At 67.9% G+C, this 13,536-nt stretch carries 14 protein-coding genes; 6 read left to right on the top strand and 8 right to left on the bottom strand.

Features of this window, described 5'->3' with window-relative positions; genetic code table 11:
• Nucleotides 1–696 carry an anti-sigma factor gene (locus QZ709_RS01135; RefSeq protein ID WP_294635530.1) on the top strand — a complete coding sequence of 232 codons (696 nt, stop codon included), beginning with the start codon at nucleotides 1–3 and terminating at the stop codon, nucleotides 694–696.
• A gap of 107 nt (nucleotides 697–803) precedes the next feature.
• A complete protein-coding gene (locus QZ709_RS01140; RefSeq protein ID WP_294635531.1) occupies nucleotides 804–1,346 on the top strand; it encodes a DUF3455 domain-containing protein in 543 nt (180 codons plus the stop codon).
• Between the two features lie 137 nt (nucleotides 1,347–1,483).
• On the opposite strand, the gene QZ709_RS01145 is transcribed toward QZ709_RS01140, so the two are convergent.
• The 5 genes from QZ709_RS01145 to QZ709_RS01165 all read right to left on the bottom strand — a co-directional run bounded on the left by QZ709_RS01145 (nucleotide 1,484) and on the right by QZ709_RS01165 (nucleotide 6,126).
• Nucleotides 1,484–1,699, bottom strand: coding sequence for a zinc-finger domain-containing protein (locus QZ709_RS01145; protein ID WP_294635532.1), 216 nt, complete (start codon nucleotides 1,697–1,699; stop codon nucleotides 1,484–1,486).
• 21 nt (nucleotides 1,700–1,720) lie between these two features.
• Complete coding sequence (locus QZ709_RS01150; protein WP_294635533.1) at nucleotides 1,721–2,647, bottom strand: branched-chain amino acid transaminase; 927 nt, start codon at nucleotides 2,645–2,647, stop codon at nucleotides 1,721–1,723.
• 189 nt (nucleotides 2,648–2,836) lie between these two features.
• Nucleotides 2,837–4,099: an acetate/propionate family kinase gene (locus QZ709_RS01155; RefSeq protein WP_294635534.1), complete on the bottom strand. Its 1,263-nt coding sequence runs from the start codon at nucleotides 4,097–4,099 to the stop codon at nucleotides 2,837–2,839.
• 35 nt (nucleotides 4,100–4,134) lie between these two features.
• A complete protein-coding gene (locus tag QZ709_RS01160; RefSeq protein ID WP_294635535.1) occupies nucleotides 4,135–5,532 on the bottom strand; it encodes a bifunctional enoyl-CoA hydratase/phosphate acetyltransferase in 1,398 nt (465 codons plus the stop codon).
• 114 nt (nucleotides 5,533–5,646) lie between these two features.
• Entirely contained in the window at nucleotides 5,647–6,126 is a 480-nt protein-coding gene (locus QZ709_RS01165) for a hypothetical protein (protein ID WP_294635536.1), read from the bottom strand.
• 316 nt (nucleotides 6,127–6,442) lie between these two features.
• Between QZ709_RS01165 and QZ709_RS01170 the strand changes: the two genes are divergently transcribed.
• The gene (locus tag QZ709_RS01170) at nucleotides 6,443–7,177 is read left to right on the top strand and encodes a flagellar basal body L-ring protein FlgH (protein WP_294635537.1); all 735 of its coding nucleotides are present in this window, start codon (nucleotides 6,443–6,445) and stop codon (nucleotides 7,175–7,177) included.
• A gap of 7 nt (nucleotides 7,178–7,184) precedes the next feature.
• Here QZ709_RS01170 and QZ709_RS01175 read toward each other — a convergent pair whose 3' ends face one another.
• Both QZ709_RS01175 and QZ709_RS01180 read right to left on the bottom strand, forming a co-directional pair.
• Nucleotides 7,185–7,691: a cell division protein FtsI gene (locus QZ709_RS01175; RefSeq protein ID WP_294635538.1), complete on the bottom strand. Its 507-nt coding sequence runs from the start codon at nucleotides 7,689–7,691 to the stop codon at nucleotides 7,185–7,187.
• Nucleotides 7,692–7,892: 201 nt separating this feature from the next.
• A complete protein-coding gene (locus QZ709_RS01180) occupies nucleotides 7,893–8,798 on the bottom strand; it encodes a LysR family transcriptional regulator (protein WP_294635539.1) in 906 nt (301 codons plus the stop codon).
• Nucleotides 8,799–8,917: 119 nt separating this feature from the next.
• On the opposite strand from QZ709_RS01180, the gene QZ709_RS01185 reads away from it, so the two are divergent.
• Complete coding sequence (locus QZ709_RS01185) at nucleotides 8,918–10,093, top strand: benzoate/H(+) symporter BenE family transporter (RefSeq protein ID WP_294635540.1); 1,176 nt, start codon at nucleotides 8,918–8,920, stop codon at nucleotides 10,091–10,093.
• Between the two features lie 23 nt (nucleotides 10,094–10,116).
• Here the strand turns inward: QZ709_RS01185 and QZ709_RS01190 are convergent, their stop codons facing one another.
• Nucleotides 10,117–11,082 (bottom strand): LysR family transcriptional regulator, encoded by a 966-nt coding sequence (locus QZ709_RS01190; RefSeq protein ID WP_294635541.1) that lies wholly within the window; start codon nucleotides 11,080–11,082, stop codon nucleotides 10,117–10,119.
• 140 nt (nucleotides 11,083–11,222) lie between these two features.
• Between QZ709_RS01190 and catA the strand changes: the two genes are divergently transcribed.
• Together catA and benA are read left to right on the top strand one after the other, a co-directional pair.
• Nucleotides 11,223–12,137 (top strand): catechol 1,2-dioxygenase, encoded by a 915-nt coding sequence (gene catA, locus QZ709_RS01195; RefSeq protein WP_294635542.1) that lies wholly within the window; start codon nucleotides 11,223–11,225, stop codon nucleotides 12,135–12,137.
• A gap of 69 nt (nucleotides 12,138–12,206) precedes the next feature.
• Nucleotides 12,207–13,529, top strand: coding sequence for a benzoate 1,2-dioxygenase large subunit (benA, locus tag QZ709_RS01200; RefSeq protein WP_294635700.1), 1,323 nt, complete (start codon nucleotides 12,207–12,209; stop codon nucleotides 13,527–13,529).
• The last annotated feature ends 7 nt before the right edge of the window (nucleotides 13,530–13,536 follow it).

Here is a 13,536-nt window from a genome sequence, read left to right on the forward strand (position 1 = left end):
ATGGACTACAGCCGCGAACAACTGGCCGAACGCCTGGCCGCCGAGTACGTGCTGGGCACGCTGCACGGCGGCGCGCGACGCCGCTTCGAGACCCTGCTGCCCGCCCATCCCCGCCTGCGTCAGGCCCGGCTGGACTGGGAGCGCCGGCTGCTGCAACTGGACGACGCCATTCAGCCCGTGACGCCCTCGCCGCGCGTGTGGGCCGGCATCGAGCAGCGTCTGTTCGGTGAGACCCGCGCCATGGTGCGCTGGTGGCAGAAGCTCGTGCTGTGGCAGGGCGCGGCCGGCTTGGCGACCGCCGCTGCGCTCACCCTTGGCGTGCTGCTCAGCCAGCCCGCGCCGGTGCAGCCGCCGATTGTGGTCGTGATGGCAGCCCAACCCGCTGCAGCGGCGCCGGGCGTGCAGCCTGCCTCCTTCGTGGCGAGCGTCAGCGGCGATGGACGCAGCCTGGTGCTCAAGCCGCTGACCGAAGGCCAGCAGGTGGCGCTGAACAAGGCCCTGGAGTTGTGGGCGGTGCCCGCCCAGGGGACACCGCGGTCACTCGGGCTGGTGTCCGCAGAACGGGCCACCACCGTGCTGCGCACACAGTTGCTGAAGGACACGGCCGCCTTCGCCGTCAGCGTGGAGCCGCCTGGCGGTTCGCCCACGGGCGCCCCCACGGGGCCGATCGTCTCGGTGGGACAGCTGCAGCTCTGACCCGCGCAGGGAACAGGGCGCGTCGACTGCATCCGGATCGGCCCGTGGGCCGTAGTGAACACCAAGCGCCGCGAGCGCCGTGTTCAACCTCTTCCGGAGACCGATCCATGACCAAGCTGCCCCTGACCCTCGCCCTCATGTCCACCGCCGCCCTGGCGGCCTGCGGCAGCATGATGGCGCCCAAGGTCGACAACGCCGCGCTGCCTGAAGCGGTGCGCGTGCCGGCTGGCCACACCCAGAGCCTTTACGCCATGGCAAGCGGCGAGATCACCTACGAATGCCGTGAGAAGAAGGACATGGCCGGCAGCTTCGAATGGGCCTTCGTGGGGCCGGTGGCCACGATGGTGGATGCCGGCGGCAAGAACCTCGGCCGCTACCATGCGGGCCCGACCTGGGAGTCGACTGATGGCTCGAAGGTGACGGGCAAGCAGGTGGCCGTGGCGCCCGCTGCGGCCGGTGCCATCCCGCTGCAGCTGGTCAAGGCCAACCCGGCCACGGGCAACGGCGCCATGCAGGGCGTGGCCTACATCCAGCGCTTGAACACCCGCGGCGGCGTGGCGCCGGCCCTGCCCTGCGGCGATGCCCAGAAGGGGCAACGCCAGGTCGTTTCCTACAGCGCGGACTACGTGTTCTACAAGCCCGGCATGTGACGGCTTGAGCCACGCCGGGCTGGCTCCACGGCGCGCACCACACCCGCCACAGGCACAAAAGAAAAGCCCGAGCCGTTGCCGGTTCGGGCCTGGTTCATCTGCATCGGGCCATGCAAGGCCAGCCCGGTGCTGCGACCTCAATGGCCGTGGATGTGCTCGCCGTCCTTGAGCTTGTAGACGGTGCCGCAGTAGGGGCAGCGGCCTTCGCCGGCCTTCACCACGTCGATGAAGACGCGGGGGTGGTTGCTCCACAGCGCCATCTTCGGGTTCGGGCAGAAGACCACGCCAGGGCCCTGCACATCGGAGGCCGTCACTTCGACGACGGCTTTCGGGGTTTGCGGATTGGTGCTCATCACTCAGTTCCTGTCAGCGGATCAGGCCACCTTGGTCAGCCACTCGGCGTACTTGGCGTTGCGGCCGTTGACGATGTCGAAGAACGCGGTCTGGATCTGCTCGGTGATCGGGCCACGGTAGCCACGGCCGATTTCGATGCGGTCCAGTTCGCGGATCGGGGTGACTTCGGCGGCGGTGCCCGTGAAGAAGGCTTCGTCGGCGATGTAGATCTCGTCGCGGGTGATGCGCTTCTGCACGATCTCCAGGCCCAGGTCCTTGGCGATGTGGAAGATCGTGTTGCGGGTGATGCCGTTCAGGGCACCGGCCGACAGGTCGGGCGTGTAGATCACGCCGTTCTTGATCACGAAGATGTTCTCGCCAGCGCCTTCGGACACAAAGCCGGCGCTGTCGAGCAGCAGGGCTTCGTCGTAGCCGTCGTCCGTGGCTTCCATGTTGGCCAGGATCGAGTTGGTGTAGTTGCTCACCGCCTTGGCCTGCGTCATCGTGATGTTGACGTGGTGGCGGGTGTAGCTCGAGGTCTTGACGCGGATGCCGCGCTTCATGCCCTCTTCGCCCAGGTAGGCGCCCCAGGTCCAGGCGGCCACCATCAGGTGCACCTTGGCACCCTTGGGGCTCACGCCCAGCTTCTCGGAGCCCAGCCACACCAGCGGACGGATGTAGCCGCTTTCCAGGTTGTTGGCCTTGACCACATCGATCTGGGCCTGTTCGACCTGCTCGATGGTGAAGGGCATCGGCATGCGCAGGATCTTGGCGCTGTTGAACAGGCGCTCGGTGTGCTCGCGCAGGCGGAAGATGGCCGGACCGTTGACGGTGTTGTAGGCGCGTACGCCTTCGAAGGCGCCGCAACCGTAGTGCAGCGTGTGGGTCAGGACGTGGACCTTGGCATCGCGCCACTCCACCAACTGACCATCCATCCAGATCTTGCCGTCGCGGTCGTCCATCGACATGAAAATGTCCTTTCGGGAATGTCCCGGCGATCCGCGCCGATGCGGACCAGGCCGGACCACCGGCGGCGCGCCCGACCGTTCGGGCCGCAGGCGCTGGTGGAACCGAAGATTGTAGCGCCGCGCCCGCACAGCGTCTGCCCCTGACGCAGGCCGGACGGGCCACGCCGACAGGCTGGTGCGGCCGGTCGATCAGGCCGATGCGGCTGCCGCGGGCTCGAACTGCGGCAGCGCCAGGCGACGCGTGTGCCGCGCGATCATCCCCTCTTCGTCGGTGGGCACGACCCACACCGTGACCGGGCTGCCCGGCACGCTGATGCGGGCCGACTGGCCGTCGGGCAGGCCGCTGGCACGGGCGTTGGCCGCTTCGTCCAGCCGCACGCCCAGCCAGGTCAGCCCCTGGCAGACGGCCTCGCGCACGGGCGCGGCGTGCTCCCCGATGCCGGCGGTGAACACCAGGGCGTCCAGCCCGCCCAGCGCGGCCGCCAGCGAACCCACCTCGCGCTGGATGCGGTAGGTGTAGAGCGCCACGGCCTCGCGGGCCTCGGGGCGGTCGCTGGCCAGCAGGGTGCGCATGTCAGATGAGATGCCGGACACACCGAGCAGGCCCGATTCGCTGTACAGCAGGCGCTCGATCTGGCGCGCGCCCATGCCGCGCTCGTCCATCAGCCACAGCAGCACGCCGGCATCGAGGCTGCCCGTGCGCGTGCCCATCATCAGGCCGTCCAGCGCGGTGAAGCCCATGCTGGACGCCACGGAACGCCCGCCGTGCAGCGCACAGGCACTCGCCCCATTGCCCAGGTGCAGCACGATGGTGCGGCCCTGCGCCGCCCAGGCGTCGACCGCGGGCAGCTGGGTGGCGATGTACTCATAGGACAGGCCGTGGAAGCCATAGCGCCGTACCCCGGCGTCGTGCAGCGCACGGGGCAGCGCAAAGCGCTGGGCCACCGGCGGGTTCGTGGTGTGAAAGGCCGTGTCGAAGCACCCCACCTGGGGCAGGTCGGGCATCAGCCGGGCCAGCGCGGCCACCGGCGACAGGTTGTGGGGCTGGTGCAGCGGCGCCAGGGGCGTCAGCGCAGCCAGTTCGGCCACGACGTCCTCCGTCAGGCGCACCGGGGCCGTGAAGCGGGCCCCGCCATGCACGATGCGGTGGCCCACGGCCGTCAGGGTGTGGCCGTGCAGGTGGGTGGGCATCAGCGCCAGCAGCGCGGCCAGGGCCTCGTCGTGCTCGCGGTCGGCGTCATGGGCCGACTCGGCCGCGCCACCGCCCTGCGGCGCGGCGCCCCAGCGCTGCTCGGCCAGCACAGCCCCGTCCGGCGCCTTCAGCACCAGATGGGGGGCGCTGCCCAGCCCGTCGATCAGGCCGTGCAGCAGCGGCTGCAGGCCGCGGGCCGTGAACACCGAGAACTTCAGGCTGGACGAGCCGGCATTGAAGACGGCCAGGGCATCGGTCATCGCGGGGCTCCTTGTTCGGGGAAGGTCGGGACGGCTCAGGCAGCGGGCGCCTTGCCGCTCACGCTGCGGGCGCGAGCCTGGGCCTGGGCCAGCAGCTGCATCACCGCGGCCGAGGCCAGGCGGGTGCGCACCGAGTCGGCCCGGCTGGTCAGCACGATGGGCACGCGCGCGCCCAGCACGATGCCGGCGCTGTCGGCCCCGGCCAGGTACTGCAGCTGCTTGGCCACCATGTTGCCGGCTTCGAGGTTGGGCACGACCAGGATGTCGGCCTGCCCGGCCACCGGCGAGACGATGCCCTTGGTGCGCGCCGCCTCCAGGCTCACGGCGTTGTCGAACGCCAGCGGGCCATCGATGAGCCCGCCGGTGATCTGGCCGCGGTCGGCCATCTTGCACAGCATCGCGGCGTCCACCGTGGCCGGCATGACCGGGTTCACGGTTTCCACGGCCGCCAGAATGGCCACCTTGGGTGTGGGCACGCCCAGCACCTGCGCCAGGTCGATGGCGTTCTGCACGATGTGGACCTTGTCCTGGATGGTGGGGGCGATGTTGATGGCCGCGTCGGTCACCAGCAGCATGCGCGGGTAGGCCGGCACATCGAGCACGAAGACGTGGCTGATGCGCCGCTCGGTGCGCAACCCAGTGGCCCCGTTCACCACCGCGCCCATCAGCTCGTCGGTGTGCAGGCTGCCCTTCATCAATGACTGGACCTCGCCATCGCGGGCCAGCGCCACCGCCGCTTCGGCCGCCGCGTGGCTGTGCGGCGCATCCACCAGGCGGTAGGGTGTCAGGTCCAGCCCCTGCGCCTCGGCGACCGCCAGGATCTTCGCGCTGGGCCCCACCAGCACGGGCTCGATCAGGCCGAGCCGGGCCGATTCGATCGCCCCGCCCAGCGAGTCCGCATCGCACGGGTGCACCACGGCGCAGCGGGCGGGCGTCAGCCCTTCGCAGGCCTGCAGCAACCGGCCGAACACGTCGTTGCGGCGCAGGATGACCGAGGGGGTGTCACGCTGGTCGACGGTGATGGCCTGCGCCGGCGCCTGCACGGTCATGTGGCCTTCGAGGATCAGCGTGTCGCCGCGGTGCACGGTGCAGGCGATCAGAAGCTGATCGGGCGGGCGCTTGTCGGCCACGGTGAGCGTGGCAAGCAGCTCGTCGCCCACCTGCACGTGGCCGTTGAAACGCAGGTCGTGCGAGACGATCACGGTGCCGGGCCCGGGCAGGCGACGCTTGAGCAGCGCGTGCACCAGGGCTTCGGCGCTCACGCCCTCGCACACCGGAGCGGTCGCATTGGCTTCGTCGCGCTCGGGGCCGAAGGCGTTGACCTCGCCGGACACCAGCGCCAGCAGCGACACCTCGTCGCGCGTGACGGTGTGCCGCTGCGTGAGGCTGGCGCCCTGCTGGATCTGGTCGAAGGTCTGGCTGGTGAAGTTCATGCGGCTAGCATAGCCACTGCGCGTGACAGGTCCGCACCAGAGACCTTGTGCCACGTCAGGCAAGCGGGCTGCCCATGCGGAGTCTGTCGCGATGCCGACGCTCGCACGCCGCGCTCAGGCCGCGAGATCGATCAGCCTGCCAGCGACCTTCAGGGCATTCATGGCGTAGCCGGCCACGGCGCCGACCGCATCGTCCACGCCATGGGCCACCGACGACAGCCCGTCTTCCACCGCGTCCACGGCATCGCCGACCGCGTGGCTCACCGTGTCGCAGGCCTGCTCGACGGTCTCCACAGCGGCATGCGCCGCCTGCCGTGCCCCACCGACCACGCTGTCATAGGTGTCCCCCACGGTGTGGACGGCGGTCGTGACCGCTTCCCCGACGGCCCGCACGTCGCGCGTGGCCTCGAGGTAGGCCGCGCGGGCGGCATCGCTCACGCCATCCACCACAGACGTCGCCACGCCGAGCAGAGGCCCCAGAGAGCCGCTGTCTTCGATGGCGGCGTTCGCAGAGCCGCCGTGGCGACCTGCCCGGTTGGCGAGGCAGGTGGAACTGCTCGGCGTCAGCCCGCCGAGGGTGGAAAACGTGTTCATCGCGAAGTCCTCAGAAAGGTCAAAGGGGGATCGGTGATTTCAGCTTATCGCCCCGCCCGAATATCGATCCAGGGTGATGAAGGCCGATTGGGCCGCCTTTTACCCACGAGAAACCCGACCGACACAAAGCGACATGGAATGACACACCTCGATATTGCGCCCAGTCTGTTCCGCTTATTCCTTGATCGCCTTTTTTCGATCATCGACATGTCACCCAGGACACCAGAAATTCACTGCGCTTCACCATATATCAGCCTCGACACAAATGGGTTTCCTATACTTTTTTCAATCTCGCTCGCCCCTGAAAGGAAAACCCATGCGCCCCGCCCTGCCCTCGCCCCCGTTCGGCCCGAACAAAACCAGGCACCCGCTGCGCCGTGCCATGCAGGGCGTTCTGGTGGCGCTCGGCCTCACCGTGATGGGGGGCTGCACCGGCCCCCTGGTCCAGAGCCCCACGGTCGTGCGCCCGATGACGCCGCCGCCCTACGTCGAGCGGGTCGCAACCGGGTCGCTCTATCAGGCCGGGGCCAGCAGCTGGCTGTTCCAGGACGAAAAGCGACCCTCCAACATCGGCGACACGGTCAAGATCGACATTGCCGAGCAGCAAAGTGCGCGCAACAAGGTCAACTCGGAGGCCCGGCGCGCCAACAGCGTGGCGGTCAAGGGCCCGGGAGGGGGCGGGCAGAGCGGCTTCGTCAGGAGCCTGCTCAATGCCGACGCCTCGGCCTCCGGCAGCGACACCTTCAAGGGGGATGGCACGACCGAGCAGAGCAGCGCCTTCACCGGCCGGCTGGCCGCGCAGGTGATCAACGTGCTGCCCAACGGACATCTTGTGGTCGCGGGCGAGAAGAACATCGTCTTCAACGGCAACGCCAGCACCTTGCGCTTCTCGGGCATCGTGAACCCGAAGGACATTCAGCTCGGCGGCGTGGTGTCCTCGCGCGACATCGTGGACGCCCGCATGGAGCAGGTGGGTCAGGGCGATGTGACGGCCGCCTCGTCCCGCACCTGGATCCAGCGCGTGCTGACCAACGCCCTGACGATCTGGTGAGGCCGGGTCAGTCCCGGCGGGCCGTGAGCGCGTCGGGCCGCAAGGCTGGCGGGCCCTGCACGATGGCGCGCACCAGGGGGGCCAGCTTGCGCCGTGTGCTGGCCCACTTGCCAAAGCCCATGGCGTCGAGCGCGAAGCCGGCGCTGGCGAGCACACGCCCCTCCTCACGCACCGTCAGCGAGGCCGTCGCCAGATAGGGTTCGGCCACGGTGCCGAATGTCGGCACCTCCCATTGGATGAAGGCCGTGTAGTTCAGCGTGGTCCGACAAGCAAAGGGCACGAGCCCGCTCTCGTAGACGCGGCTCTGCACCCCCAGCGCGGCCAGCTCGGCCTGGATGGCAGGCACCACGTCGTGCGGGTGGGCCACCCGGTTGAGCTCGATGCACACGCTGTCATAGGGGACATGGGGATGCCACACCACGTCGCGGGCTTCGAACGGTGCGGCATGCAGCGCATTGCTGGCCGCCAGCCCGGCTGCTTTGACGACCTCGACTGTCGGGCTGATGGACAGCACGGAGCATCCGCTCAAACCCACGGCGCAGCCCATTCCGACCAGGGTCGACATCCACCCGGATATTCGAACCCGGGCCACGAAAAATGAAATGGCGGGAAAGTGGTGCATGCCCCCATTTCAGCAATCCCGCGCGAAAAAAACAAGCGTCGCCATCCCCGAATAAACCACCCGACGCGACATTCACCGGACCGGAAAAACCATTTATTTCACCCCGGACACAAATTGAATCCGGGCGAGCCAGTCGATGAAGGCCCGCACGCGCAAAGGCAAATGCCGCTGCGCCGGATACACCACCGACAGCGGCAGGCCGGGCGGTCGATGCCGGGTCAGGCACTCCACGAGCGAGCCGGCCTCGATCTGGCGCTGCACGTGGTAATGCGGCACCTGGATCAGACCAAAGCCCGCCTCGCCAGCCGCCACATAGGCATCCCCGTTGTGTGCCGACACGGTGGCCGGCAGACTCACTTCACGCACCTGACCGTCGGGTGACTGGAACGCCAGGGGCACGGTCTTGCCCGAACCGGCGGCCACATAGCCCACCATGCGGTGCGACGCGAGTTCCTCCAGTTCCTGCGGTCGCCCGTGTCGGGCCACATAGCCCGCACTGGCACACGTCAACTGCGGCAAGGTGGCCAGGCGGCGCGCCACCAGGGTGGAGTCGCTGAGCTCGCCGATGCGCAGCACGCAGTCGACGCCCTCTTTCACCAGGTCGATGCGCCGATCGTGTGTGCTGACCTCGACCGTGATGCGAGGGTGGCGCTCGCAGAAATCCGGCATCAGCGGGGCCAGCACATGCCGCCACAAGGTGCCGGACAGGTCGATGCGCAAACGGCCCTGGGGCTTCAGCGCCGAATCCGAAAACGCCTGCTCCGCCCGCTCCAAGTCGGCGAGGATGGCCACGCACCGCTGCTGAAAGGCCAGCCCCTCTTCGGTGGGCGACACATGCCGCGTGGTGCGTGCCAGCAGCCGCACGCCCAGGCGGGACTCGAGTTGCTTGATGGCCTGGGTGGCGGTGGCCCGTGGCATGCCCAGTTCGGCGGCGGCCTTGGTGAAACTGCCCAGGTGCACGATGCGCACGAAGAGCCGCAACGTCTCGAAACGGTCCATACCTCGGAGGATTGTTCACGTGGAGCAAACAGTGTGCTCGCGTCACGCGGCTTGATCAAGCCGCCCAGACCCGGAGAATCGGGCGCTTCCGCCTTCACGCTCACGCCATGAGCCTGCGCATGCTTCGCCAAGACTGGTCTGTTTCCGCCGTGACCGCCGGCTTCATCGCGGTGCTCGTGTCGTATGCCGGCCCGCTGCTCATCCTGTTTCAGGCCGCGCAGGTCGGCATGGTGCCCCCCGACATCGTGGCTTCATGGGTGTGGGCCATCTCGATCGGGGCGGCGGTCTCGGGCATCGCGCTGAGCGCGTGGTTCAAGGTACCGGTCATCACGGCGTGGTCCGCACCGGGCTCGGCCCTGCTCGTCACCCTCCTGCCGGACATGCCCCTCAGCGAGGTCGTCGGGGCCTACCTCACCGCGGCCGTGCTGATCGGGGTGATCGGGCTGTCCGGCCTGTTCGACCGGCTGATGCAGCTCATCCCCAGAGGCGTCGCCTACGGCATGATGGCCGGCATCCTGTTCCAGTTCGGGCTGCGGGCATTCAAATCCATGGAGGCCCTGCCGCTGCTGACCGGGTGCATGCTGGTGGGTTACCTGGTGTTCAAGCGCCGGTGGCCGCGCTACCACATGGTGTGGGTGCTGGGGCTGGCACTCCTGCTGGCCGTGCTGCAGCCCCATCCGAGCTGGCCGGCCCTGAGCCTGCGGCCCACCGTGCCCACCCTGACCTGGCCGGTCTGGACCTGGTCGGCCACCTTCAGCTTGGCGCTGCCACTCGTGCTCGTCAGCCTGTCCGGCCAGTTCATGCCCGGCATGGCCATTCTGCAGGCAGCCGGGTACCGCGTCGCGGCCCGCCCCCTCATCGCCGTCACCAGTGCGGTGTCCATCGTGACCGCGCTCTTCGGCGGCATCACCACCGTGCTGGCGGCCATCACCGCCGCGCTGTGCACCGGGCGCGATGCGCACGAAGACCCGGGCAGACGCTATGTGGCCGGCCTGTCCAACGGCCTGTTCTACCTGATCGGCGGCACCTTCGGTGGCCTCATTGTCTGGTTGTTCGCGGTGCTGCCCGGCCCCTTCGTGGCCGTGCTGGCAGGTCTGGCGCTGACGGGCGCCATCACCAGCAACGTGCTGGGTGCCGTCACCGACGAAGCCCACCGCGAGCCCGCCATCCTCACCTTCCTGGCCACGGCCTCGGGGGTGAGTTTTCTGGGGCTGGGCTCGGCCTTCTGGGGGGTGCTGGTGGGTGCGCTGGCCTGTGCGATCCAGGCGCGGCGCCCACGGGCCTCGGTCGCTTGAGCTGCGCCCGGCCAGCACCGCCCTCAGATCAGGGCGGCCGGATCGCCGATGATGCCCGCGGCGCGGAGCTGCGCCCGCTCCTCCTGCTGACGCCGCTCTTCGGCCTGCATGCGGTAGATGTCGTCGATCAGCCGGCGCAGCAGCAACAGGTCCTCGGACTGGTCGTGCAAGCGGGTGCTCATGATGATGGGCGAGACCATGCCCGGATCGACAAAGGGCCGGTACACCACCTCGTCAGGACGCAGGCGCTGCACGCCCGTCGGCACCACGCACAGGCCCATGCCCGACGCCACCAGGCCGAGCGCCGTCTGGATTTCCTGCACCTCGTGCACGGCCACCGGCTCGACACCGCGGTCTCGAAACATGGACAAGACCTGGTCAGCGAAGCTCGGACGGGGTTTCCTAGGGTAAATCAGATGGGGAAAGCGGGCCGCCTGTGCGAGACTGACCGGCTGGGCGCCATGTGCCAGCTCATGCTCGCAAGGTATGGCCAGAACCAGCTGTTCCTCGCGGAGCACCTCCCGCTTGATGGCCGGGTCCTCCAGCCGGATGCGGCCATACCCGACGTCGATCCGCCCGGCCTTCAGGGCCTCGAACTGGTCCACCGTCGACATTTCCACCAGCGAGATTTCGGTGCCCGGACGCTCAGCCCGAAACAGCCGCACCAGGCGCGGCAACGCGCCGTACATGGTGGACGACACGAACCCGATCACCAGGCGCTTGTCCGCGGCAGCCACGCGCCGTGTGGTCTGAATGGCTTCGCGCGCCTGCTCGAGCATGCGGGTCGCGTGCGTGTAGAAAAAGCGCCCCGCCTCGGTCAGTTTCAACGGCCGTGAGCCCCGTTCGAACAGGGGCAATCCCAGTTCATCTTCCAGATCCTGAATCTGCCGGCTCAGCGGGGGCTGCGAAATGTGCAGCCTTTCCGCAGCGCGCGTGAAATTCTGCTCGTCCGCGACGGCCACGAAGTACTTCAGGTGGCGCAACTCCATTTTCCATACCTTTCAGATATGAAACGAGTCTAAAACCGTCTTGGACACCACACAAGGTCTCTTCCTAAGATCGCGCCACATCCAGTCGCTTTCCACCCGGAAATTCGGACTGCCCCCCCCCGCCGTATCAGGAGACCCTCATGGACAAGAAGACCATCGACGCCCTTGTCGAGCGCATCAACCACACCGGCGTGACCGGTCCTGGCAACCCCCGCATCAAGACCATCGTCACCCGCATGGTGCGCGATCTGATGATCCAGATCGACGAACTGGACATCCAGCCGGAGGAATTCTGGGCCGGCCTGAACTTCCTGAGCGAAGCCGGCCGCAACGGCGAACTCGGCCTGATCGCGCCGGGCATCGGCATCGAACACTTCCTGGACCTGCGCATGGACGAGGCCGAGGCCAAAGCCGGCCTGACCGGCGGCACGCCCCGCACCATCGAGGGCCCGCTGTACGTTGCCGGCGCCCCCGTTGCGCAGGGCTTCGCGCGCCTGGACGATGGCACCAGCCCCGGTGAGACCGTGATCATGAAGGGCGTGGTGCGCACCACCGACGGCAAGCCGGTGGCCGGCGCCAAGGTCGAGGTCTGGCACGCCAACCACCTGGGCAACTACTCCTACTTCGACACGACGCAGAGCGCCTTCAACCTGCGCCGCACCATCATCACCGATGCCGAAGGCCGCTATGCCTTCCGCAGCATCCTGCCCGTGGGCTACAGCTGCCCGCCCGGCGGCTCGACCGACCGCCTGCTGCAGGCCCTCGGCCGCCACGGCCACCGCCCGGCCCACATCCACTTCTTCGTGACGGCCCCGGGCTGCCGCAAGCTGACCACGCAGATCAACATCGAGAACGACCCGCACCTGTGGGACGACTTCGCCTTCGGCACGCGTGAAGGCCTGGTGCCCGCCGTCAAGAAGATCGACGACCCGGCCGCCGCCGCGCAGTTCGACCTCAGCGGCCCCTTCCTGCAAATCGACTTCGACTTCACGGTGCACGCCGAAGCCCCGGCCGCCCCGGCAACCGACTTCGCCCGCCCCCGCGCCGCCGCCTGATCCCTGCACACGGAGCACACCATGAGCAACGCGACTTCTCTGGACGCGGTCCGCCAGCGTCTCGACGGCATGCTGGTCGAGGACAAGAACCAGCACATCTACAAGCTGCACCGCAGTGCCTTCACCGACGAGGACCTGTTCGAGCTCGAGATGAAGCACATCTTCGAGGGCAACTGGATCTACCTGGCCCACGAAAGCCAGATTCCGAACCCGAACGACTACCTCACGACCTACATCGGCCGTCAGCCCATCATCATCACGCGCAACAAGGCCGGTGAGCTCAACGCCATCATCAACGCCTGTTCGCACCGCGGTGCCACGCTGTGCCGCCACAAGAAGGGCAACAAGGCCAACTTCACCTGCACCTTCCACGGCTGGACGTTCAACAACAGCGGCAAACTGCTGAAGGTCAAGGACGCCAGCGAAGCGGGCTACCCCGAGTCGTTCAACAAGGACTGCAGCCACGACCTGAAGAAGGTGGCTCGCTTTGAGAGCTACCGCGGCTTCCTGTTCGGCAGCCTGAACCCGGACGTGGTCCCGCTGACCGAGTTCCTCGGTGAATCGACCAAGATCATCGACATGATCGTGGACCAGTCGCCCGAAGGCCTGGAAGTGCTGCGCGGCTCGTCGACCTACACCTTCGATGCCAACTGGAAGATCCAGGCAGAGAACGGCGCCGACGGCTACCACGTCACCTCGGTGCACTGGAACTATGCGGCCACCACCAACCACCGCAAGCAGTCCGAAGCCGGCGACACCATCAAGGCGATGGACGCAGGCAGCTGGGCCAAGAACGGCGGTGGCTTCTACTCGTTCGAAAACGGCCACATGCTGCTGTGGACGAAGTGGGCCAACCCCGAAGACCGCCCCAACTTCAAGGCGCGTGACGAGCTGGTGCAGCGCTGCGGCGAAGCCCGCGCCGACTGGATGATCAACCACTCGCGCAACCTGTGCCTGTATCCCAACGTCTACCTGATGGACCAGTTCAGCTCGCAGATCCGCGTGCTGCGCCCCATCTCGGTCGACAAGACGGAAGTCACCATCTACTGCATTGCGCCCAAGGGCGAAGCTCCCGAGGCCCGCGCCCGCCGCATCCGCCAGTACGAGGACTTCGTCACCGCCACCGGCATGGCCACGCCGGACGCCCTGGAAGAGTTCCGCGCGTGCCAGCAAGGCTACGCCGGCATCGCGCTGGAGTGGAACGACATGTGCCGCGGCGCCACGCACTGGGTTCACGGCCCCGATGCCGCAGCCCAGCAGATCGACCTGAAGCCGCTGCTCAGCGGCGTGAAGACCGAAGACGAAGGCCTCTACACCGAGCAGCACCGCCACTGGATGGAGACCATGCAGCGTGCCATCGCGGCGGAAGCCGAACAAGCCAAGAAAGCGTGAGGCCCAC

The organism is uncultured Aquabacterium sp. (genome assembly GCF_913773725.1).
GTDB lineage: Bacteria > Pseudomonadota > Gammaproteobacteria > Burkholderiales > Burkholderiaceae_C > Aquabacterium.